This is a genomic window from Lactobacillus sp. wkB8 (genome assembly GCF_000761135.1).
In the GTDB taxonomy this organism is placed as follows: Bacteria; Bacillota; Bacilli; order Lactobacillales; family Lactobacillaceae; genus Lactobacillus; species Lactobacillus helsingborgensis.
Map to the genome: position 1 here is coordinate 926,938 of NZ_CP009531.1, position 22,038 is coordinate 948,975.

Annotated in this window: 21 protein-coding genes; 18 read left to right on the forward strand and 3 right to left on the reverse strand. The window is 38.5% G+C overall.

From position 1 onward, the window contains the following. The first annotated feature begins 50 nt into the window (after nt 1–50). From cmk to LACWKB8_RS04370, 5 genes are all read left to right on the forward strand, one after another. Nucleotides 51–725: a (d)CMP kinase gene (cmk, locus tag LACWKB8_RS04350; protein ID WP_038522502.1), complete on the forward strand. Its 675-nt coding sequence runs from the start codon at nt 51–53 to the stop codon at nt 723–725. A gap of 72 nt (nt 726–797) precedes the next feature. Next, nucleotides 798–2,003 (forward strand): 30S ribosomal protein S1, encoded by a 1,206-nt coding sequence (rpsA, locus tag LACWKB8_RS04355; protein ID WP_038522505.1) that lies wholly within the window; start codon nt 798–800, stop codon nt 2,001–2,003. A gap of 60 nt (nt 2,004–2,063) precedes the next feature. Next, nucleotides 2,064–3,374: a ribosome biogenesis GTPase Der gene (gene der, locus LACWKB8_RS04360; RefSeq protein ID WP_038522508.1), complete on the forward strand. Its 1,311-nt coding sequence runs from the start codon at nt 2,064–2,066 to the stop codon at nt 3,372–3,374. Between the two features lie 183 nt (nt 3,375–3,557). After that, nucleotides 3,558–3,833 (forward strand): HU family DNA-binding protein, encoded by a 276-nt coding sequence (locus tag LACWKB8_RS04365; RefSeq protein WP_038522511.1) that lies wholly within the window; start codon nt 3,558–3,560, stop codon nt 3,831–3,833. Nucleotides 3,834–3,928: 95 nt separating this feature from the next. Next, nucleotides 3,929–5,188: a tetratricopeptide repeat protein gene (locus tag LACWKB8_RS04370; RefSeq protein WP_038522514.1), complete on the forward strand. Its 1,260-nt coding sequence runs from the start codon at nt 3,929–3,931 to the stop codon at nt 5,186–5,188. A 66-nt stretch (nt 5,189–5,254) separates the two neighbouring features. Here LACWKB8_RS04370 and LACWKB8_RS04375 read toward each other — a convergent pair whose 3' ends face one another. Next, nucleotides 5,255–6,142 carry a YitT family protein gene (locus LACWKB8_RS04375; protein WP_038522516.1) on the reverse strand — a complete coding sequence of 296 codons (888 nt, stop codon included), beginning with the start codon at nt 6,140–6,142 and terminating at the stop codon, nt 5,255–5,257. 86 nt (nt 6,143–6,228) lie between these two features. Here LACWKB8_RS04375 and LACWKB8_RS04380 point away from each other — a divergent pair, with 86 nt between their 5' ends. Then, nucleotides 6,229–7,428, forward strand: a complete 1,200-nt coding sequence (locus tag LACWKB8_RS04380) for a CCA tRNA nucleotidyltransferase (RefSeq protein ID WP_038522519.1) — start codon at nt 6,229–6,231, stop codon at nt 7,426–7,428. Nucleotide 7,429: 1 nt separating this feature from the next. Here LACWKB8_RS04380 and LACWKB8_RS04385 read toward each other — a convergent pair whose 3' ends face one another. Beyond that, nucleotides 7,430–8,095 carry a hemolysin III family protein gene (locus tag LACWKB8_RS04385; RefSeq protein WP_038522521.1) on the reverse strand — a complete coding sequence of 222 codons (666 nt, stop codon included), beginning with the start codon at nt 8,093–8,095 and terminating at the stop codon, nt 7,430–7,432. Between the two features lie 120 nt (nt 8,096–8,215). On the opposite strand from LACWKB8_RS04385, the gene LACWKB8_RS04390 reads away from it, so the two are divergent. The 11 genes from LACWKB8_RS04390 to LACWKB8_RS04440 all read left to right on the forward strand — a co-directional run bounded on the left by LACWKB8_RS04390 (nt 8,216) and on the right by LACWKB8_RS04440 (nt 19,205). Next, nucleotides 8,216–9,076, forward strand: a complete 861-nt coding sequence (locus LACWKB8_RS04390; RefSeq protein WP_038522524.1) for a DegV family protein — start codon at nt 8,216–8,218, stop codon at nt 9,074–9,076. Nucleotides 9,077–9,079: 3 nt separating this feature from the next. Beyond that, nucleotides 9,080–9,310, forward strand: coding sequence for a YozE family protein (locus LACWKB8_RS04395; protein WP_038522527.1), 231 nt, complete (start codon nt 9,080–9,082; stop codon nt 9,308–9,310). 46 nt (nt 9,311–9,356) lie between these two features. Beyond that, nucleotides 9,357–10,196, forward strand: a complete 840-nt coding sequence (gene ylqF / locus LACWKB8_RS04400; RefSeq protein ID WP_038524986.1) for a ribosome biogenesis GTPase YlqF — start codon at nt 9,357–9,359, stop codon at nt 10,194–10,196. Beyond that, complete coding sequence (locus tag LACWKB8_RS04405; protein ID WP_038522530.1) at nt 10,193–10,948, forward strand: ribonuclease HII; 756 nt, start codon at nt 10,193–10,195, stop codon at nt 10,946–10,948. The genes ylqF and LACWKB8_RS04405 overlap by 4 nt, the downstream gene beginning before the upstream one ends. A 44-nt stretch (nt 10,949–10,992) precedes the next feature. Then, complete coding sequence (gene dprA, locus LACWKB8_RS04410; RefSeq protein ID WP_038522533.1) at nt 10,993–11,844, forward strand: DNA-processing protein DprA; 852 nt, start codon at nt 10,993–10,995, stop codon at nt 11,842–11,844. A 60-nt stretch (nt 11,845–11,904) separates the two neighbouring features. Continuing rightward, the gene (gene topA / locus LACWKB8_RS04415; RefSeq protein WP_038522534.1) at nt 11,905–14,016 is read left to right on the forward strand and encodes a type I DNA topoisomerase; all 2,112 of its coding nucleotides are present in this window, start codon (nt 11,905–11,907) and stop codon (nt 14,014–14,016) included. 85 nt (nt 14,017–14,101) lie between these two features. Then, nucleotides 14,102–15,418: a methylenetetrahydrofolate--tRNA-(uracil(54)-C(5))-methyltransferase (FADH(2)-oxidizing) TrmFO gene (gene trmFO / locus LACWKB8_RS04420; RefSeq protein WP_038524988.1), complete on the forward strand. Its 1,317-nt coding sequence runs from the start codon at nt 14,102–14,104 to the stop codon at nt 15,416–15,418. Then, the gene (gene xerC, locus LACWKB8_RS04425; protein WP_038522537.1) at nt 15,419–16,348 is read left to right on the forward strand and encodes a tyrosine recombinase XerC; all 930 of its coding nucleotides are present in this window, start codon (nt 15,419–15,421) and stop codon (nt 16,346–16,348) included. Beyond that, the gene (gene hslV, locus LACWKB8_RS04430) at nt 16,345–16,869 is read left to right on the forward strand and encodes an HslVU peptidase proteolytic subunit (RefSeq protein WP_038522540.1); all 525 of its coding nucleotides are present in this window, start codon (nt 16,345–16,347) and stop codon (nt 16,867–16,869) included. Before xerC ends, hslV begins: the two co-directional genes overlap by 4 nt. A gap of 17 nt (nt 16,870–16,886) precedes the next feature. Further along, complete coding sequence (gene hslU / locus LACWKB8_RS04435; protein WP_038522543.1) at nt 16,887–18,296, forward strand: ATP-dependent protease ATPase subunit HslU; 1,410 nt, start codon at nt 16,887–16,889, stop codon at nt 18,294–18,296. Between the two features lie 18 nt (nt 18,297–18,314). Continuing rightward, the gene (locus tag LACWKB8_RS04440) at nt 18,315–19,205 is read left to right on the forward strand and encodes an aldose 1-epimerase family protein (protein WP_038522546.1); all 891 of its coding nucleotides are present in this window, start codon (nt 18,315–18,317) and stop codon (nt 19,203–19,205) included. Between the two features lie 136 nt (nt 19,206–19,341). On the opposite strand, the gene plsY is transcribed toward LACWKB8_RS04440, so the two are convergent. Continuing rightward, the gene (plsY, locus tag LACWKB8_RS04445; RefSeq protein WP_038522549.1) at nt 19,342–19,977 is read right to left on the reverse strand and encodes a glycerol-3-phosphate 1-O-acyltransferase PlsY; all 636 of its coding nucleotides are present in this window, start codon (nt 19,975–19,977) and stop codon (nt 19,342–19,344) included. A gap of 97 nt (nt 19,978–20,074) precedes the next feature. On the opposite strand from plsY, the gene parE reads away from it, so the two are divergent. Further along, nucleotides 20,075–22,033: a DNA topoisomerase IV subunit B gene (gene parE / locus LACWKB8_RS04450; RefSeq protein ID WP_038522552.1), complete on the forward strand. Its 1,959-nt coding sequence runs from the start codon at nt 20,075–20,077 to the stop codon at nt 22,031–22,033. The last annotated feature ends 5 nt before the right edge of the window (nt 22,034–22,038 follow it).

Consider the following 22,038-nt stretch of genomic DNA (forward strand, 5'->3'; position numbering starts at 1 on the left):
AATATAGAAAGGAATAGGGACTAATAGTTAATAGTCCCTTTTTTATTGGAATGCAAGTAGCAATTGATGGTCCAGCATCTGCTGGTAAAAGTACAGTAGCAAAAATTATCGCTCAAAAGTTAAACTTCACTTATATTGATACGGGAGCAATGTATCGTGCCTCTACGTGGTTAGCACGTGAACACAAACTTAGTTATGGTGATGAAAAGGGCATATTGGCTGCTATTGATCAGGAAAATATCGAACTGAAGTCTGTTGCCGGTCAACAAAAGGTTTTTGTGGGTACAAAAGATATTTCACAAGAAATTCGCACGCCAGATATTTCAGCTCATGTTTCTCAAGTATCAGCTCTTGCTGGAGTGAGGGAAAAGATGGTCAAACTACAAAGACAGATGGCTGGTAAAATGAATGTGGTGATGGACGGTCGTGATATTGGTACTACTGTTTTACCAAATGCTGCTGTAAAAATCTTTTTGATTGCTTCTGCTCATTCCCGTGCGGAAAGAAGAATGAAGGACTTTAAAGAGAGAGGCATTAAAGTAGATCAATCACTTGAAGAAATTGAACATGACATTGCGGAAAGGGATTATAAAGATTCTCACCGTAAAATCTCACCATTAAAAAAAGCACAGGACGCTATCGAAATTGACACGACTGCAATGACGATTGAGCAAGTTGTTAATGCAATTTTATTTGAAATTAAAAAAAGTCAAAAAAAACTATAAAAAAGGGGATAAAACAGTAGAAAAATCTCTAACTTTCATTTAAAATTAGAGTATGATATTGGGAGGTAAATAATGTCAGAAAACAGTAATCAATTTTTAGATGCATTAAAGCAAATGCAAGGAGTTGAGGTCGGAGATATCGTAGATGTTGAAGTATTAGACGTTGAAGAAGGTCAAATTGATGTTGGTGTTGTAAATGCCGGCGTTGAAGGTGTGATTCCTCGTCGTGAATACACTTCAGATCGCAATGTTGACCTACGTGAAGCCGTTAAGCCAGGCGACAAGTTCAAAGCTTTGGTTTTGAGAAAAGCTGGCGGTGACAAAGAAAACGGAGAATTCTTCTTCTCAGTTACCCGCTTAAAGGAAAGAGAAGCTTACGATGAATTACAAAAGGACTTCGAAGAAGGTAAGACTATCGAAGGTACTGTAACTTCATCTGTACGTGGTGGTTTGTTAGTTGATGTTGGTACAAGAGGTTTCTTGCCAGCTTCACTGATTTCTAACCGTTACGTTTCAGATCTTAAGCCTTTCATTGGTAAGACCATGAAACTTAAGATTACCGAAATTGATCCAAGTAAGAATCGCTTAATTCTTTCTCACAAGGACTTAATTGAAGAAGAACGTGAAGAAGCTTTTGATAAGGTAGCATCTCAATTAGTTGTTGGTGATGTTGTTGAAGGTAAAGTTTCTCGTTTAACTAACTTCGGAGCTTTTGTTGATGTTGGTGGTGTTGACGGTTTAGTCCACATATCCGAGATTTCATACAAGCATGTTGATAAGCCAAGCGATGTTTTGAAGGCTGGTCAAGATGTTAAAGTTAAAGTAATTGGTATTGATGATGATAGACATCGCATCTCCCTTTCGATTAAGCAAACTGAACCTTCTCCATTCGAACAAGCCACAGCTGACTTACACGAAGGAGATGTGTTTGAAGGCGAAGTAAAATCTTTAACTAACTTCGGTGCCTTTGTTGAAGTAGCTGATGGCATTCAAGGTTTGGTACATGTTTCAGAAATTTCTTATAAGCATGTTGATAAGCCAAGTGATGTGTTAAAGGTTGGTCAAACAGTTAAAGTCAAAGTTTTAAACATTGACCCTAATGAACGTCGTATTTCACTTTCAATGAAGGCTGCTGAGCCTAAGAGTTCTGAAAATGAAGGCAACCAATCACACGGTTCATACAATCGCAATTCGGTTAACAAGAAATACATGAACAATGATGATAACGGCTTTGCTTTAGGTGATATCATAGGTGACCAATTAAAAGATCGTCGTTAATTTTTAATGAAAAGACCGACTTTTTAAGTCGGTTTTTTTATTTATGAAGGAGGCTGAAAAATGGTTTTACCCGTTGTTGCAATAGTTGGACAGCCAAATGTTGGTAAATCAACGCTTTTCAACCGGATTATTAATCAACGTTTAGCAATAGTCGAAGATAAGCCTGGTGTAACTAGAGATCGCAATTATGCTCAAGCAGAATGGTTGGGTCATAAATTTGATTTAATTGATACTGGTGGTATAACTTGGTCAGGCAGTAATATTGAAGAAGAAATTAGGGCTCAAGCAGAAATAGCGATTGAAGAAGCTGATGTAATTGTCATCTTAACCAGTGTGACCAACCACCTAACTAGTCTTGATGAACGAATTGCGCAAATGCTCTATCAAACTAAGAAGCCGGTAATCTTAGCTGTCAATAAGGCTGATAATCCTGAACAGCGCATGGATATATATGATTTTTACAGCTTAGGATTTGGTGAACCTATCCCAATTTCAAGTATTCATGGAACTGGTATTGGTGATTTGCTGGATCGCATTGTTGCTAGCTTGCCGCAGGATTTAGATCAAAACGAAAACAAACAAATATCTTTTAGTGTTATTGGTCGACCAAATGTCGGAAAATCTTCCATTGTAAATCAACTTGTGGGAGAGAAACGGGTCATCGTTAATAACGAAGAGGGTACCACCCGTGATGCAGTAGACACTCCATTTGAAACGGCTGATGGTACTAAATTTAGAATCGTAGACACAGCCGGTATCAGAAAAAGGGGTAAAGTTTACGAAAAAACTGAAAAGTATTCTGTTATGAGAGCGATGGGCGCTATTGAACATTCCGATATAGTTTGTTTGGTACTGGATGCCGATACCGGTATCAGAGAGCAAGATAAGCACGTTGCGGGTTATGCCCATGAAGCAGGACGCGGCATCATTATCGTGGTCAATAAATGGGATCTACCAAAAAAGAATAGCAATAGTGCCAAAGAGTTTGAGCAAACTATTCGAACAGAATTCCAATATTTAGATTATGCTCCAATTTTATTTGTTTCAGCTAAAACCGGACAGAATTTGGCAAAAATTCCAGAAATGGTTAAGCAAGTTTATCGCAATCAGCAGCAAAGAATTAAGTCAAGTGTCTTGAATGACTTGCTTTTAGAAGCAAGTAAGTTAGTTCCTACACCTATGATTAAGGGTAAGAGACTGCGTGTTTATTACATGACTCAAGTTGCTACCAATCCGCCCACTTTTGTTGTTTTTGTGAATGACCCTGAATTAATGCACTTTTCTTATGAGCGATTTTTAACTAATCAGTTAAGAGCCAACTTTGACTTTTCTGGAACACCAATTAAGATTATTCCACGTAAGAGAAAATAGTTTGTATCTAGCAAATGCATAAAAAACACATTTTTAGATTAAATTGCTTGTTGTAGCAGGGCTTTTGTGCTATTTTGAATTCAAGGAAATAGTGATCTAGATAATCATTTATTCCTTGTTCCTTTGTTGAGGAACTAGTTAGGAATCTTTTTAGAGATTCATGTTTCAGGAGGTGAATTCCCAATGGCAAATAAAGCAGAATTAGTTAGTGAAGTTGCATCAAAGACAAAGTTAACAAAAAAAGACGCAGCTACAGCTGTTGATGCAATTTTTAGCTCAATCCAAGAAGATCTTTCTAAAGGTAAGAAAGTACAATTGATTGGCTTTGGAACTTTTGAAGTGCGTAAGCGTGCAGCCCGTAAAGGACGTAATCCACAAACTGGCGCTGAAATTAAAATTCCAGCAAGTGTTGTACCAGCATTCAGACCTGGTAAGGCTCTTAAAGAAGCTGTTAAATAGCTTAATAGTTTTTACTTAAAAGATGGTGGCTAATTCGCCATCATCTTTTTTGTTTGTTATTATTTTAAATGTAGATTAATCATGGAGGAATTAAAATGAGCTATTCAGAACAACTTCTTGATGCCATTGAACGGCAAGATTTTTCCCAGGAAAAAATTTTATTAAAAAAAGCCTTAGACAGTGATGAACCTGAAATTTTAGCATCATTGGCAGAAAACCTTGTAGGATTAGGTTTTACTGACTTAGCTAAGGAAGTATACCGCAGTCTGATTGCTCGTTTTCCCAAAGAGGACCTATTCAAAATCTATTTAGCTGAAATTTTATTAAATGACGGCAAAGACGAAGATGCCTTGACTTTACTTTACGGTGTTAAACCAGACTCTGCGGCATACCTTGACAGCTTATTAGTGCAGGCAGATTATTATCAAAGTAATGGTTTGCTCGAAACAGCCTATAAAAAGCTCTTAGAGGCTGCAAAAATTTCACCTGATGAAGATGTCGTCAAGTTTGGTTTAGCCGAACTGGATTATCTCAGCGGGCGTTACGAGCAGGCACTGTCTAGATACCAAGATCTATTAAAGCGCCATAAAACATTTAGCGAAGTAAATTTGAATGATCGGTTATTTCAAACTTTAGCCAAATTAGGCCGCTACGAAGAAGCTAGCAGAGTTATTTCCCAAAACGGCAACGAAATATTGGATATTGACAGTAAATACCAAGCTGCCTTAGTAATGCTTGCTGTTCATAAAGATGAGCAGGCTATTAAATACTTGAATGAAGTAATTGATCAAAGTCCTGATTACGTAAACGCATACCGTCTGTTAGTTGACGCATACGAGCAGCAGCATAATAATGAGCAGGAACTGCGGTCAGCTCAAGCTGGAATAGCCTATAATGAGCTTGACCCAGTTTTGTATAAAAAAGGCGCCCAAGCTGCTCTAAGAATTAATGACTTTAAAACTGCAGAAGAATTATTGCAAAAGGGAATAAAATTTTTACCTGAAAATATCGCATTGCGCATACAATTATCTAATCTTTATGTAAAAGAAAATAAAGATGAAGAAAATATTGCCCTGTTTAAGCAATTGGATGATGAAGATCTTGAACCACAAGTGCACTGGAACCTGGCAATTTCCTATCAAAATTTAGATCAAAGTGCAAAGGCCAAAAGTGAATTTTTATTAGCCTATCCTGAATTTAAAGATAATAGTGCATTTTTAAAACAAATGATCCGCTTTTTCAATACAGAGCCTAATGCCAAAGAAATTGTCAAAGAACTTTTCGAAAAGTACCTGAAACTTGAACCTGAAGATACAGAAATGCAGGAAATGTATGACAACTTGAATTTTAAATAAAAAAGTATCGTAATAAAAAAGCCCATTTAAGGGCTTTTTATGTGCTTAAATTTAAACCAGTTAAAACTATTTTCTAATTAGTAAATGGTGCCTTTTTTGCTTGTAAGTAAAGCCTTCACCTAAAACCTCGTGTACTTCAATTACACTGACAAAAGCTTGCGGATCCTCAGCGGCTATCAGTTCTTTAACCACAGGAATTTCTCTGGGAGAAACTACCAGATAAATCACTGGTCTCTTTGTTTTTTTATAGCCACCACGAGCTTCAAAATAAGTAAAACCGCGATCTAATTTCAGGTCAATCATTTGGGCGATTTCTTGGTAATGATCCGAAATAATTAATAGTCCGCGAGCAGAATAGGCACCTTGTTGCACAGCATCCATTACTCTGGAAAGAATAAAGGCGGCTACCAGCGTATACATAATATGCTTAATGTCTAAATATGATAAAGATGACAGCAAAATGATGGTGTCGCAGAAAAGAAGCACTTTTCCAGAAGAAAAGCCAAACTTAATTTGCATAATTCTTGCGATAATATCTGTTCCGCCCGAAGTACCGTTGTAGCGAAAAACTAGTCCTAAACCAATACCGGAAAGCGTTCCTGCTAAAATTGCCGACAAGAAGAGGTCGTGTTCTAAGTTTAATTGATATATAATAGGGATTAAGCGCCAAAACCACAGGAAAAATGATAACCATAGAGTTCCCCAAATGGTATAGGCTAGTGGCCTTTTACCCATGAAACGATAACCCAAAATTATTAAGGGGATGTTAAGTAAAAGGGATGATAACCCCATATTTATTCCCCAAAAATGTCTCAGCAGCAATGTGATACCGCTAATTCCGCCGTCTGTAAGTTTGTTCGGAACAGAGATCATATCCAGACTAAGCGCGTAAATCGCACAACCAATTGCTATCATAATCAGATCTATGACATTTTTCTTGTTGATTTTCTGCATAATATATAATCTTTCTTTAAAAAATATTATCTTTAAACTAACATAAATTAAATTAAAAAAACACTGATAAATGAGTTGACTAAAAAATGAAGAAAATAAACAATTTACCACCTATTTTTACTGCTGCATTTCCCGTGCTTGATAAATTAAATGAGGCTGGATATGAAGCATATTTTGTAGGCGGTTCTATTCGTGATTTGCTTTTAAAGCGACCTATCCATGATATTGATATTGCCACCAGCGCATATCCTGCCGAAGTGAAAACCCTTTTCCCTAAATCCATCGATACGGGCATTAAACACGGTACAGTGACGGTCTTAAATGATGGTGCCAGTTACGAAATTACTACTTTTAGAACCGAATCGGGGTACCAAGACTTCCGCAGACCTGATCACGTCACGTTTGTGCAAAACCTCGCGGAAGATTTAAAAAGGCGTGACTTTACGATTAACGCTTTAGCAATGAATACAAGAGGAGAGATAATTGACCTCTTTAACGGTTTAAGTGACTTAAAAAAGCGTCTAATAAAAGCCGTTGGCGATCCGGCAACCAGATTTCATGAAGACGCCTTAAGAATGATGAGAGCCGTGCGCTTTATGAGCCAGCTAGACTTTAAGCTTGAAAGTAAGACTAAAAAAGCGGTCAGGGAATTTCATGATTTGTTGCCGAAAATTTCAGTTGAACGCATCCGTGATGAGTTTGTCAAAATGGGAACAGGGGCTAATTCACGGGCAGCCTTTCAGGTCTTTTTAGATACTGAGTTAAGTGAAGGAGTCCCAGATTTTGCCGGCAAAAAAGATTTGTTGGCAATTTATCCCCAGCTAAAGTTCAATCCCAGTATGGAAACCAGCTTGTGGGCAGTGATCATTATTCTTTTAAAAATACCTAATAACGAAATTGGACACTTCATGCGTGACTGGAAGAATTCCAATGCGATGACTGAAAAGGTAAAAAAGATAGTAGCTTTATTTGATCTGCTCTCCGAAAAATCACCATCTGATTTTGAATTGTTTACTGCAGGGAAAAATATTTTGCTTAACACAATTGATGTCGCTCACATATTAGGTCAACCAGTTAATTCCGAAGCTTTGGTTGACCGCTACACTGCTTTACCAATCAAAGCGGATGCAGAATTAGCCGTTGATGGTCAGTTTTTAATTGCTAATGGGATTAAACCGGGACCAAAATTAGGTCAGATTCTCTTATTAATTAAACAAAAAGTGATTGCGGGTGAAGTAGAAAATACTCAAGAGGCAATTCAGGACTATCTCAACCAGATAGAATAACTTAAACATAAAATAAGACAGAGAAATACATTAAAGCTGAACCTAATATCACAAACAAGTGCCAGATTACATGAATGAAAGGAATTCTTTTCATTGTGTATAAAAAAGCACCTACTGTGTAAGCCACGCCACCACCAACAAGGAGCCAGAAACCGACGGGACTGAGCCTAACGTATAGATAGTTGCCAGCTAAGATTACGAGCCAGCCCATCGCGACGTATAAAACCGTATCTAATATGACGTGTTTTCCTCTATTGAAAATGTAGTAAACAATGCCAAAAATAGCAATTAGCCAGACTGAGCTGAATAATAAAATACCCCACTTACCACCAATTGCTACCAAAGAGTAGGGAGTGTAAGAGCCAGCAATCAGGAGGTAAATTGATGAGTGGTCAAAAATTTGGAATACATTGCGCGCTCTAGTAAAAATCAGACTGTGAAAAAGCGTAGAAAAGAGATACAAAAGAAGTAGACATGAACCATAAATGGTAAAGGTAACTATTCTAAGTGGACTATGTGTAGCAGCAGCTTTTATAATCAGCAGTACCAAGCCGGCTACAGCCAGACAAAAGCCAATCCCGTGGGTAACTGCACTGAGTGTATTGTCTAAAATATAGTAGCTTTTCGGTCTTTGCTCAGGTTCTTGCCAAATTTTTTGCATTTTCATTATGAAACAGATTGTTCGCTTTCTTTTTTTTACTAGTTTTTTTGCTATAATGATTATAATTAATACAGTTCACATTCTATCATAAATGAGAACAGCAAAGCAGAATTGAGGGCGAGAACGTTGTCAGAAATTAAAATTTTGACAGATTCTTCCGCGCAATTAACGCCGGAAGAAATTGAAAAATATCATATTACCGTTGTGCCTTTGTCGGTTACAATTGATGGAGAGACATACTTAGATGGTGTGGAAATTACCAGGCAACAATTTGTACAAAAAATGAGCGAATCGGAACAATTGCCGAAAACCAGCCAACCACCTATTGGCACTATGGTTGATACGATTAATGAGCTCACAAAAGATGGCAGCGAAGTTATTGGAATTTTCTTGGCAAAAGTATTAAGCGGCACGATTGATGCTGCTCGGCAAGCGGTCAAACTAACTGGTAAAGCGGATCAAGTACATATTGTAGATTCAGAATTAACAGATAGATCTGAGGGCTTTCAAGTTTTGGCAGCTGCACGAGATATTGCTGCTGGCAAAACTATTCCCGAAATTTTAAGTCATATTGAAAAAATCAAAAAAACGCAGCGTTTGCATCTTCTAATCGTTAATTTGGAAAATGTTATTAAGGGTGGTCGTTTAGGACCTTTGGCAGGAAAAATCGCTAATATGCTTAATATTAGAATTGAATTGCAAATGCCAAATGGTCAGCTGAAAATTGCTAAAAAAGGTCGAGGCAAGAAATTTTCTTTGGCCTTTGACAAACGTGTTTTAGATGATATTGAAGCAAATAAGGAAAAGATCAAAGAAGTGGGCATTTCTTATGTTGCCACTGGTGAGACACCTCAAAAACTGCTTGACTTTGCTCAAAAAATCAAAGATATTAATTCTAAAATAGACGTTTTGGTTCGCGAAACCAGTCCTATTATTGCGACACATGCCGGAATGGGTGCGTATGCAATACTTTATTATACGGAGTAAAAATTGGCATACAGAGAGAGCTTTTACCGTTTTTTAATGACCCAACGCGATGCGGATTCAAAAGATGAGGTGGCTCAGTTCGCAAATAACGCACAAAATGATCAGACTTTTCCTAAGCAAGAACAAAGTTATGAAAAATTATCTGATTATCTCGAACTTAATGCTGGTTATTTACCCAGCATGAGCATTTTTGATAGGGCATATCAAATGTATCGCGATAAAATGTCGTATTAAATTGAGCTCCAATTTGGGAGCTTTTTTAGTGTTTGAAAGGCAAATTATGGTTAACATTCAGTGGTACCCCGGACATATGAACAAGGCACGCAATCAACTGGAAGATAAAATGGGATTGATTGACGTGATTGTTGAAGTTTTGGATGCACGTATTCCGCAATCGTCACGCAATCCAATGATTGAAGAATTAGTGGGCGATAAACCGCACTTAATTATTTTAAATAAAGCTGATTTGGCTGATCCAATTATGACCAAAAGGTGGCAGAAAGAATTTACCAGTCAGGGTAAATTTGTCATGGCATTAGATTCACTGCACAATACTAACATGCAGGTGCTGGTGCGCATGATTAAAAAAGCCGCGGCTGCTAAAATTAAAAAATTAACAGCTAAAGGTGCAAGTCAGCCAGTTATTAGAATTGCTTTGGCCGGTATCCCTAACTGTGGTAAATCAACTATCATCAATCGTTTGGTTGGGCGCAATGTAGCTCAAGTAGGTAATAAACCGGGAGTTACGAAAGGGCAAAATTGGCTTAAAACGACTGATAACATTCAGATTTTAGACACGCCGGGTATCTTATGGCCTAAGTTTGAAGATCAAACGGTTGGGTTGAAACTAGCGGCTTTAGGTGCAATTAAGGACAGCGTGTTTAGTGCTGATGATGTTGCCTTATTTGTGCTGGCAAAATTGCGCATGCACTATCTTAAAGACTTAAGCAAATTTGCTCGGACTACTAAAGAAGAAATTACCAAAATTAATGATACCGATTTATTGCTGGCGTTGACAGAAGAATATGGTATGAGAGATGATTATGATCGTTTTGCTACATACATGCTGCAACGACTACGTAAAGGAAAAATAGGAAGGATTACCCTTGACCGATTATGACCATAGGCGAAATTAAAAAATTACTGCAAAATGGCACGGTAAGCGCTGAAGACCTTGCTCTTTTGGAAAATGATTCTCGGGTTGGCGTTCAAAAACTTGTGCTTAGTTATCGTAACCGCCAGCAAAAATTAGCAAAGAAAAAAGCTGCATTTTTAAAACGTTTTGCCTATGAAAAAGCCTTTTGGGCTAAAAAGCAAGTGGTAGCTGGTGTAGACGAAGTAGGCAGAGGCCCCTTGGCCGGCCCGGTAGTTACAGCTGCAGTAGTCATAGATGACAGCTTTGATTTAATTGATGTCAATGATTCTAAAAAATTAAGTGCCAGGCGGCGTTTAGAATTATATCCGTTAATTTTACAAAAAGCGGTCAGTGTGGCGGTGGGCGTGAAAAGCGCGCAAATCATTGATCAGATCAATATTTATGAAGCTGACCGGTTAGCGATGGCTGAAGCAGTGAGAAATTTAGACGTTAAACCTGATGCTTTATTGGTTGACGCCATGCAGGTGCCGGTCAACCTGCCGCAAGTGCGGTTAATTAAAGGGGATGCAAAATCGAATTCAATTGCCGCTGCCTCAATTGTTGCTAAGGTATTCAGGGATCAATTAATGGCGGATTATGGTTTAATTTATCCAGAATATCACTTTGCTGAAAATGCCGGATACGGCACTAAAGAACATCTTGCGGCAATTAAGAAATATGGCGCTACCCCGATTCACCGTAAAACTTTTGCGCCGATTAACTCTTTAACTAAATAAAAATTTTACCTCCTTTTTACGTACATGTATTTAGGAGGTTTTTTATGAAACTTACGGACTTTCTTTTGCATCTTAAATTACAAAAAGGAATGGGATATGTTAAGATATTACGAGTTGCAAGTCAATTAAATGCTGCAGATGTGACAATTCAGACTATTAAAGACTTAGATCTGCCAACTAATTTAATCAATTTGTGTATTAATGCTTATAATGATAGTAAGAGCAGTAAAATGATTGAACGGATAAAAAAACAGTGTCACGTTATTAGTTTTTTTGATCCCGAATATCCTGAAAAATTGCGTCAGATTTATCAACCACCCTTGATTTTATTTTTTCAGGGTAATACTGCTTTGTTGGGGCGTAAAATCGCGACGATTGTTGGTTCCAGACAGGCAACTAATTATAGCCAATTAGTAATCAATCAACTCGTACCCAATTTAATTAGAAAAGACTATGTTATTGCCAGCGGTCTGGCGCAGGGTGTCGATGTCATGTCGCATAAAGCAGCTTTAAGATATGCTGGACAAACGATTGCTGTGATAGGTAATGGTTTAAATCATTTTTACCCTCTGACAAATTGTCATGTTCAAGAACAAATAGCACAAAATGGCTTACTAATTAGCGAATATTTACCGGATACGCCGCCGCGACCATTTCGCTTTCCGCAGAGAAATAGAATTCTGGCTGGCATTGCTGAATGTGTGATTGTTACTGAAGCTAAACAAAAGTCTGGTTCTTTGATCACTGCCAACTTGGCTTTACAGGAAAATCGCGATGTTTTTGCTATTCCGGGTCCAATTACCAGTGCTCTTTCCAAAGGACCAAATAAACTGATTGAGGCTGGTGCCTATCCCATCACTGATTTTGATTTGCAACTTGAAAGATTTGACAATTAGCAGTTAAATATTCTATTCTCAATTGAGTATTTAAAAAAGAATTAAATGAGGAGGCTTTTGATGCCTACTAAATCAAAGCCAAAGAAACGTAAGAAAACATTAGTAATAGTTGAGTCTCCGGCAAAGGCTAAAACTATTGAAAAGTATTTAGGGCGTAATTACCGTGTAATCGCATCTAAAGGCCATATTCGTGACTTACCTAAATCACAAATGGGGATTGATTTTGACAATAATTACAAGCCAAAATACATTTCGATTCGCGGTAAAGGCGACACCATTAAAGAATTGAAGGCGGAAGCAAAAAAAGCAAAAGATGTTTATTTAGCATCCGACCCTGATCGTGAAGGTGAAGCTATTGCCTGGCATGTTGCCCATGTGCTGAATTTAGACCAAAATGATAAAAATAGAGTGACATTTAACGAAGTCACTAAAGATGCTGTCAAAAACAGTTTTAAAAATCCTAGAACCATTGACATGGATACTGTTAATGCCCAACAAGCTCGGAGAATTTTGGATAGAATTGTCGGTTATTCTCTTTCGCCAATTTTATGGGATAAAGTCAAAAAAGGTTTGAGTGCTGGTCGAGTTCAATCGGTCGCCTTAAAGCTGGTGATTGATCGCGAAAAGGAAATTAAAAACTTCAAACCACAGGAATACTGGACAATTGATGCCGAATTTAAGAAATCCCGTCAGACTTTTAAAGGTCAATTTTGGGGCGTAGATGGCAAAAAAGTCGATTTGCCGAATAATGATGCGGTTCAAAACATTTTGGCTAAAATTGATAAGAAGAAAGACTTTCAGGTAGAAAATGTTCTTAAACGTGAGCGCAGACGGCAACCGGCGGCTCCTTTTACAACTTCAACTATGCAGCAGGAAGCAAATAAACGTTTAAATTATCGCACCCGCAGAACGATGAGTATTGCGCAGCAATTGTATGAAGGGATTAGTTTAGGCAAACAGGGTACTGTTGGTTTAATTACTTATATGAGAACTGATTCCAAACGGACATCACCAGTTGCTCAAGCTGAGGCTTCAAAATTTTTAAATGAAAACTACGGTAAAGAATACGCTGCTAAGGGAGCACGTCACTTTAAGAACCAAGAAGATGCTCAAGATGCGCATGAAGCTATACGTCCTACCAGTGTTTATCGCACGCCAGAATCACTCAAGTCAGTTTTAACGACCGAACAGTACCGTCTTTACCAATTAATCTGGTCAAGATTTTTGGCTAGTGAAATGACACCCGCCGTTTATGACACGGTCAGAGCAGATATCACGCAAAATGGGGTAGTATTTAGAACTACAGGTTCTAAAATGAAATTTGCTGGCTTTACCAAGGTTTATGATAACCAGCAGGAAAAAAATGTTGAGCTGCCTGAATTAAATGATGGCGATAAAGTTAAATTGGCCAAGTCTGATAATAAACAGCACTTTACCATGCCACCCGCAAGATATACCGAAGCAAGTCTAGTGCATTCTTTAGAAGAAAACGGCGTGGGTCGACCTTCTACTTATGCACCTACTATTGATACAATTCAACGGCGTTATTATGTTAAGTTAGATGGTAAATCTATTGTGCCGACAGAATTAGGTGAAATAGTTGATAATCTGATTGAAAAATTCTTCCCTGATATCGTTAATATTGACTTTACCGCCCAATTGGAAAATGACTTAGACGGAATTGAAGAAGGTAAGAAAAACTGGGTAAAGGTAATTGATGATTATTATCATCCCTTTAAAAAGGAATTAGACAAGGCAGATGCCGGCATTAAAAAGGTGCAGATTAAGGATGAGCCTGCTGGCTTTAACTGTGATATTTGTGGTGCTCCCATGGTGATTAAAATGGGACGCTACGGCAAGTTTTATGCCTGCTCACGCTTTCCTGATTGTCGCAATACCAAGGCAATTGTTAAGAAAGTTGGTGTTACTTGCCCTAAGTGCGGTAAGGGTGACGTAGTTGAGAAGAAGTCTAAGCGTAACCGGAAGTTTTACGGTTGTTCTCGTTATCCTGATTGTGACTTTGTTTCTTGGGATAAGCCGATTAACCGCAACTGCCCTAATTGTGGTCATTTCTTGGTGGAAAAGAGAAATAAAAAGGGACCTGTAATTCTTTGTCCTAATGGGGATTACAAAGAAGAACAAAACTCTGAAAAAGAAGCTGCAGAAAGTTAAATTTATATTAATATCATCAGATCACTTTTGGTTTGATGATATTCTTATATATAAACAAATATTTTTAGTAGAGGAATATGATAATATGCCTGAAAAAGTTACTGTAATTGGCGGGGGATTAGCCGGAAGCGAAGCTGCTTGGCAGCTGGCTAAACGGGGAATTACCGTTGATTTATATGAAATGCGCCCGCAAAAAATGACCCCGGCGCATAAAACTGACCAGTTTGCTGAATTAGTTTGTACAAATTCTATGCGTTCCAACCAATTATCTAATGCAGTGGGGTTGTTAAAAGAAGAAATGCGTCAGCTTGATTCACTGATCATGCAAGCTGCTGATCATTCTCAGGTGCCAGCTGGTGGGGCGTTGGCAGTTGACAGGGATGAATTTAGCGGTTATGTCACAGATAAGCTGCATTCAATGCCGAATATCAATTTTCATACAGAAGAAATTACTGCTATTCCCACTGATGGTATCACGATAATAGCAACCGGTCCTTTGACTAGTGACAAGTTAGCGGCAGAGATACAACAGTTTTCGGGTAAGGAAAGCCTGCATTTCTTTGACGCTGCGGCTCCAATTATTGCTGCATCTTCAATTGATATGGATATTGTTTATAAAAAATCGCGCTATGATAAAGGTGAAGCTGCTTATTTAAATTGCCCCATGACTAAAGAGCAATATGAGAATTTTACTCACGAACTAGTCAATGCGGAAACAGCAGAGGTTCATAGCTTTGAAAACAGTGACGCTTTTGAAGGGTGCATGCCAATTGAAGTAATGGCACAAAGAGGCATTAAAACTATGCTGTTTGGCCCGCTGAAACCTGTAGGGTTAGAAAACCCGGCAACAGGCAAGACACCGTATGCTGTGGTTCAGCTGAGACAAGATAATGCTGTTGCCTCAATGTACAATATTGTCGGCTTTCAAACACACCTGAAATATGGTGAACAAAAACGGGTTTTCTCAATGATTCCGGGACTTGAAAACGCCCGCTTTATTAGATATGGTAAAATGCACCGCAATACCTATATGGCTTCTCCTGGAGTTTTGTCAGCTACATACGAGGCAAAAAAACAAGCCGGCTTATTTTTTGCCGGTCAAGTCACTGGCGTTGAAGGTTATGTTGAAAGTGCGGGCAGCGGCTTGGTAGCAGGAATTAATGCATCCCGCAGAGCTTTAGGTCTTGAACCGGCAGCTTTTCCCAAGTTAACAGCATTGGGTTCAATGGCTAACTACGTCACTACTGCAGATATCAAACACTTTCAACCAATGAATGCCAGTTTTGCATTAATTCCCGGGCTTGAAGGTCCTAAAGTGCGTAATAAAAAAGAGCGTCATCTTAAAATTAGTCAGCGCGGTTTGGATTGTTTAAAAGAATTTCAAGAGAAAGTGCTAAATTAAATGACTCCCAATCAAGACGATTTATTAAAGCTTTTTATTTCTTATTTACAAAATGAGAGGCATTACAGTCCAAAAACAATACTGTCTTATCAAACAGACCTAACCGAAGCAAAAAAATTTTGGCAAGAAAATGGCGGCTTTAATGGGTGGAATAACATAGACAGAAGGGATGTAGAAATTTACCTTCAAAATCTGTCAGACCGTAACCTGGCGCGTACCAGTCAATCTCGCAAAATGTCCAGTTTGAGATCTTTTTATCACTTTTTAACTAAAAGAAATATTGTTAAAATAGATCCAACGCAGACGATAGTTCTGCGGGCAAGGGAACGTAAACTGCCGCAATTTTTTTACGCACCTGAAATTAAGCAGGTTTTTGATTCATTAACCGGAAATGACCCTTTGACCTTGCGTAACTTAGCTTTATTTGAATTGTTTTATACCACCGGCATGAGGGTGAGTGAGGTAAGAAACCTCAAAATTAAGCAAATTGATTTAGATTTAAAAATAATTCTGGTTCATGGCAAGGGCAACAAAGATCGTTATGTTGCTTTTGATGAGCAAACAAAATCTGCTTTAACGCGTTATTTTGATAATAGTCGTCAAAAACTCTTGGGCAATCAAGAGGATTTAAACTATGTTTTTCTCAATAATGCGGGTAAACAGTTATCTGACCGCGGTATCGAATATATCATGCAAAAAGTTTTTAATGGTGCTGGTATTAATGGTAAGGTACATCCACATGAGTTGCGGCATTCCTTTGCGACTGCAATGTTAAATAATGGTGCTGATTTACGTAGTGTACAGGAATTATTAGGACACGATAATTTATCCACTACTCAAATTTATACTCACGTGACAATGAGTCATTTACAGGCAAACTACGAAAAATATTTTACCCGTAATGACAAGAAAGACGAGGCAAAAAAATGACAACAATTTGTTCAGTAAAATTCAATGGTAAAACAGCAATAGCTGGTGATGGTCAAGTTACTCTTGGTGAAAAAGTAATTGCCAAAGCCACTGCTAAGAAAATTAGACGCATTTACCACGACAAAGTAGTTATTGGCTTTGCTGGTGGCGTAGCTGACGCTGTCAGTTTGCAGGACATGCTTGAAGGTAAATTAGAAGCTTTTGGCGGCGACTTGCGCAGAGCTGCTGTTGAAATGGCACAAGCTTGGAGAAAAGATGCTACTTTGCAAAAGCTTGAAGCAATGCTCATTGCTTTTAATGAAAAAGACTTGCTACTTATTTCAGGTAATGGTGAAGTGCTCGAGCCTGACGAAAATGTTGTAGCAATTGGTTCTGGTGGGAATTTTGCTCAGGCGGCAGCGATCGCGTTGACTAGACATTCAGCCAACATGAGTGCTAGTGAAATTGCCCATGAAGCTGTGGAAATTGCATCTGGAATTGATATCTTTACTGATGACCAGATAATTACAGATGAATTGTAAAAACGGGGCGGAAAGAAATGGAAACAAAAACACCGAAACAAATAGTTAGCTTACTTAATGAATACATTATTGGGCAGGATGAAGCCAAAAAAGCCGTTGCTGTGGCTTTGTATAACCGCTACCGAAGAATGCAGCTGCCTAAAAAAATGCAAGAAGATATCACACCTAAGAACCTCTTAATGGCTGGTCCTACTGGTGTCGGTAAAACTGAAATTGCGAGAAGGCTGGCAGCAATTGTTAATGCTCCGTTTGTTAAAGTAGAGGCGACTAAATTTACCGAGGTTGGTTACGTTGGTCGTGATGTAGAATCAATGGTGCGGGATCTGGTGAATGAAGCTGTCCGCATGGAAGAAAAAGACCAATTTGACCGCGTTCGCGTCCAAGCGACAAAAGAAGCCAATAAAATTTTGGTTCGTTTGCTGGTCCCTGGTGTTAAGCGTGATCGCAGGAAAAATCAAATGCAGGAATGGCAGGACATGATGTCAATGTTAATGGCTGGAGGCCAGGGAGATAACCAGTCTGCAGATTCTGATCAAGAAGAGATCACTGATGATGTCCGCAATGAACGATTGAGTGTAGCCGAACAATTGGGTAAAGGTTTGCTTGAAAATCGTGAAGTCACAATCGAAGTTGAACAAGCGCCGAAAGTTAATCCTATGGGTGATATGATGGGACAAATGGGGATTGATATGAGCTCCATGCTTAACGGTTTAGTACCTAAGAAAAAAATCAAGCGTACATTGCCGGTAAAAGATGCCCGAGAAATTTTGATACAGCAAGAATCGCGCAAAATGGTCGACTATGATTCCCTTTATCAAAAGGCAATTGAACGTACAGCCAATAACGGCATCATTTTTATCGACGAAATTGATAAAATTACTGCGGGCAATAAAAATACTTCCGGTGAAGTCTCGCGTGAAGGTGTGCAAAGAGATATTCTGCCAATCGTTGAAGGTTCTACCGTTCAAACTAAATACGGACCCGTAGCAACAGATCATATTCTCTTTATTGCTGCTGGTGCCTTTTCTGAATCTAAGCCGAGTGACCTGATTCCTGAACTGCAAGGACGTTTTCCGATTAGGGTAGAGCTTAATGCACTGACTAAAGATGACTTTGTCAAAATTTTGAAGGATCCTGAAGATTCGCTTTTAGAGCAATATGTTGCTTTGATGAAAGCCGATGGGATCAAGTTAATTTTTACACAAGAAGCTGTCGATCGCATAGCTCAAATTGCTTATGATGTGAACCAAGGCACAGACAATATTGGTGCCAGACGTTTATCAACTATTTTGGAAAAACTGCTTGAAGATGTCCTGTATGAGGGGCCTGATATGACAATGGGCGAAATTACAGTGACTGAAGCATACGTTAATGAAAAACTTAGTGATATAATTACAAATAAGGATTTAACTAAGTTCATTCTTTAACAAAGGTGATGATCAAACATGGACTACATTATCAAAAACAGCTTTTTACAGGTTAAAATTGCCAGTAAAGGTGCTGAGGTCCAAAGTGTTAAAAGTTTACATAGCGGGTATGAATACATTTGGCAGGCTGATCCAAAGATATGGCAAAGGCATGCACCTATTCTCTTTCCCATTGTGGGTAGACTGAAAAATGATGAATATACTTATCAAGGTAAAACCTATCATTTAACTCAGCATGGTTTTGCCCGAGACTTGGAATTTTCCGTTGAGCAGCAAACTGCTGAAAGTATCACTTTTTTGCTGACAGATAATGAGCAAACCAGAAAGGTGTATCCGTTTAGTTTTGAATTACGGGTAAATTACAACATGCTTAATAACTTACTGGAAGAAAATTTTAGCGTACATAACAAGTCTGACGGAGAAATGATTTTTGGTATTGGGGGGCATCCAGGTTTTAATATTCCTACGAGCTTTGATTTAACTAAGGAAGATTTTTACTTCAGTACCAAACCTTCAAGAGCTCGCGTGCGGATACCCCTTAACGGTCAGTTTTTAGATTGGGCTAATAGGTCGCTAGCTTCAACCAATAGTTTGATTACTCTGAGTGATCATCTGTTTAAAGATGACGCATTGATTTTTCAAATGCGCGGCCATGATAACCGTATCTCATTAAAAACAGATGCGAATAATTTTCACGTCAATGTGTGGCTGAGGGATGCTCCGTTTGTGGGAGTCTGGTCACAATATCCTCAAACAGCTGACTTCGTGTGTATTGAGCCTTGGTGGGGGATTGCCGATCGCACTGACACCAATCAAAAGCTCGAAGAAAAATACGGCATGAATCATCTTGAAGCTGGAGCTACTTTTACCGCTGGGTTCAGTATGGCATTCCATGATCGAGATGAGTGAAAAATTCTATATGATAAAAGAGAAAGCATGAGCTTTCTTTTTTTATGACAAAAATCTGATGTTGCGAACTAACGTTCTAACAATTATAATAAAATAGCTAGCAGTTGAGCTAGCTAAAAATATTAATAAATAGGGGTTATAACTTATTGTGCTTTTTCTTGTACCAATACCATAGACCAAAGGGAATGATATTTTCTTGATGGTGCAGCAAGCGAACGATATTAGTTCTATGGCGGGTAAATAAGATGACCATGATGCAGCCGACGATGATTTCAAGAAAAACATCATGAAAAAAGAAAGTAACAATAAATATTAATACTACCGCAATTAAACTGGATAAACTGACATAAGATGTTATGAAAACCAGTGGCAAAAATATTAGCGCGCAAACACCAAAGAATTTTAAATTATAGCCCAAGAAAAGGCCGGCACTGGTAGCTACTGCCTTACCACCTTTAAATTTAAGAAAAATAGAAAAAGTGTGCCCTAAGATAGCCAGCCCACCGGAAATTAATAGTAAGTATTTAGGACCATTAATATGAAATAGCCGCGGCAGGTTAGTTGCTAATGTACCCTTGAGAACATCAATCACTAAAACTACGCTTCCTGCAACGGGACCAAAAACACGAAAAGAATTAGTAGTGCCGATATTGCCGGAACCATAATTTCTAATGTCCTCAGAAAAAAATATCTTGCCTACGATAACCCCAGTAGGAAACGATCCTATTAAATATGCTAGAATAAATATCAGAATTAAATTTAGATTTATCATTTATATCCTACTCTCTTAACATCTAAGGCTATTTTATCAGAGATTACTAAGTATGAGGATGAAAATAAATAAATGATTTTAAACTGGAGGAGTCTATTTGACTAAAACAAGTAAAAAAACGAATTCTTATGATGATTCAGCGATTCAGATTCTTCACGGTTTGGAAGCTGTGCGGAAAAGGCCGGGGATGTATATCGGCTCAACCGATGTACACGGACTGAATCAGTTAGTCTACGAAATCGTAGACAATTCAGTTGATGAAGCAATGGCCGGATTCGGTAAAGAAATTGACGTTACAATTCATCAAGATAATAGCGTCACCGTACGCGATTTTGGCCGCGGTATGCCAACTGGGATGCATAAATCAGGTAAACCGACAATTGAAGTTATTTTAACTGTTTTGCATGCCGGGGGTAAATTTACCGAACAAAATTATAAAACATCCGGTGGTCTACACGGTGTGGGCTCTTCCGTTGTTAATGCTCTTTCCAGTTACATGGATGTGAAAGTCGTGCGTGATGGTATAGAGTATGAAGAAGAATTTAAAGATGGCGGTCATCCCATTGGGACTTTAAAACGTTTAGGAAAGACTAAAGAAAAAACAGGTACGACCATCACATTCAAGCCAGATGAAAAGATATTTTCAACCATTAAATATAAATATGAAACTATTCAAGAACGTATTCGTGAATCGGCTTTTTTGCTTAAAGGTGTCAGGTTCGTTTTAACCGATGAACGTGAGCCGGAGCATCACGATGACTTCAAGTATGACGATGGCATTAAAGCCTTCGTCTCCTACCTTAATGAAGGTAAAGATACTCTGAATGATGTTTTTTATTTTGCCGGCAAACAAGATGAAATTGAAGTTGAATTTAGTGGTCAATACAGTGACAGTTATTCTGAAAATTTGGTTTCTTTTGTAAATAATGTTCGTACAGCAGATGGCGGTACCCATGAGGTGGGTGCAAGAAGCGGTTTTACCCGCGCTTTTAACGATTATGCCAAAAAACAAGGCTTACTCAGTAAAAAAGATAAAAATATTGACGGTTCTGATTACCGGGAAGGTTTAAGTGCTGTCTTATCAGTTAAAATTCCAGAAGAATTATTGGAATTTGAGGGGCAGACTAAGGGTAAGCTGGGTACTCCTCAGGCTAGGTCGGTAGTTGATGCTATTGTCTATGAAAAAATGTCTTATTACTTAATGGAAAAAGGCGAACTGGCGCAGGAACTGGTTAAAAAAGCCCAAAGAGCCAGGGATGCCCGTGAAGCTGCCAAAAAAGCCCGCAACGAAAGTAGAAACGGTAAAAAAAGGCGTAAAAAAGAGGTTCTTTCCGGTAAATTAACACCAGCACAATCACGCAACCCTAAGAAAAATGAATTATTCTTAGTTGAGGGTGACTCTGCCGGTGGCTCAGCAAAACAGGGCCGTGACCGTAGATTTCAAGCTATTTTGCCTTTACGGGGTAAAGTTTTAAATACCCAAAAGGCTAAATTACAAGACATTTTTAAAAACGAAGAAATTAATACTATGATCTACACAATTGGTGCGGGTGTTGGGACTGAGTTTAAAGTGGCAGATTCAAATTACGATAAAGTAATTATTATGACGGACGCTGATGACGATGGTGCCCATATTCAGATACTTCTGCTTACTTTTTTCTATCGTTACATGAGACCAATGATTGAACACGGTAAGGTTTATATTGCACTGCCGCCCCTTTACCGCTTGCAAAAAGGGCGAGGCAAAAAAGCGCAGGTCAAATATTCCTGGACCGATGAAGAATTAGCAGCTGACGAAAAGAAAATGGGTCGGGGATATACCCTGCAAAGGTTTAAAGGACTTGGTGAAATGAATGCCGAACAGTTATGGCAAACGACCATGGATCCTGAAACCAGATTACTGATCCGCGTTAAGATTGATGATGCCGCTTTAGCAGAACGCCGTGTGACTACATTAATGGGTGACAAGGCGGGAGCGCGTAGAAAATGGATTGAAGAAAACGTTAAATTCAGAATGGGCGAAAATGCTTCAATTTTAGAGGAAGAAAATGAATAGGGGTT

What these genes read in the sequence shown, in the direction of transcription:
- cmk (WP_038522502.1), top strand. Translation starts at nt 51, where the DNA reads ATGCAAGTAGCAATTGATGGTCCAGCATCTGCTGGTAAAAGTACAGTA.
- rpsA (WP_038522505.1), top strand. Translation starts at nt 798, where the DNA reads ATGTCAGAAAACAGTAATCAATTTTTAGATGCATTAAAGCAAATGCAA.
- der (WP_038522508.1), top strand. Translation starts at nt 2,064, where the DNA reads ATGGTTTTACCCGTTGTTGCAATAGTTGGACAGCCAAATGTTGGTAAA.
- LACWKB8_RS04365 (WP_038522511.1), top strand. Translation starts at nt 3,558, where the DNA reads ATGGCAAATAAAGCAGAATTAGTTAGTGAAGTTGCATCAAAGACAAAG.
- LACWKB8_RS04370 (WP_038522514.1), top strand. Translation starts at nt 3,929, where the DNA reads ATGAGCTATTCAGAACAACTTCTTGATGCCATTGAACGGCAAGATTTT.
- LACWKB8_RS04375 (WP_038522516.1), bottom strand. Translation starts at nt 6,142, where the DNA reads ATGCAGAAAATCAACAAGAAAAATGTCATAGATCTGATTATGATAGCA.
- LACWKB8_RS04380 (WP_038522519.1), top strand. Translation starts at nt 6,229, where the DNA reads ATGAAGAAAATAAACAATTTACCACCTATTTTTACTGCTGCATTTCCC.
- LACWKB8_RS04385 (WP_038522521.1), bottom strand. Translation starts at nt 8,095, where the DNA reads ATGAAAATGCAAAAAATTTGGCAAGAACCTGAGCAAAGACCGAAAAGC.
- ylqF (WP_038524986.1), top strand. Translation starts at nt 9,357, where the DNA reads ATGGTTAACATTCAGTGGTACCCCGGACATATGAACAAGGCACGCAAT.
- LACWKB8_RS04405 (WP_038522530.1), top strand. Translation starts at nt 10,193, where the DNA reads ATGACCATAGGCGAAATTAAAAAATTACTGCAAAATGGCACGGTAAGC.
- dprA (WP_038522533.1), top strand. Translation starts at nt 10,993, where the DNA reads ATGAAACTTACGGACTTTCTTTTGCATCTTAAATTACAAAAAGGAATG.
- topA (WP_038522534.1), top strand. Translation starts at nt 11,905, where the DNA reads ATGCCTACTAAATCAAAGCCAAAGAAACGTAAGAAAACATTAGTAATA.
- trmFO (WP_038524988.1), top strand. Translation starts at nt 14,102, where the DNA reads ATGCCTGAAAAAGTTACTGTAATTGGCGGGGGATTAGCCGGAAGCGAA.
- xerC (WP_038522537.1), top strand. Translation starts at nt 15,419, where the DNA reads ATGACTCCCAATCAAGACGATTTATTAAAGCTTTTTATTTCTTATTTA.
- hslV (WP_038522540.1), top strand. Translation starts at nt 16,345, where the DNA reads ATGACAACAATTTGTTCAGTAAAATTCAATGGTAAAACAGCAATAGCT.
- hslU (WP_038522543.1), top strand. Translation starts at nt 16,887, where the DNA reads ATGGAAACAAAAACACCGAAACAAATAGTTAGCTTACTTAATGAATAC.
- LACWKB8_RS04440 (WP_038522546.1), top strand. Translation starts at nt 18,315, where the DNA reads ATGGACTACATTATCAAAAACAGCTTTTTACAGGTTAAAATTGCCAGT.
- plsY (WP_038522549.1), bottom strand. Translation starts at nt 19,977, where the DNA reads ATGATAAATCTAAATTTAATTCTGATATTTATTCTAGCATATTTAATA.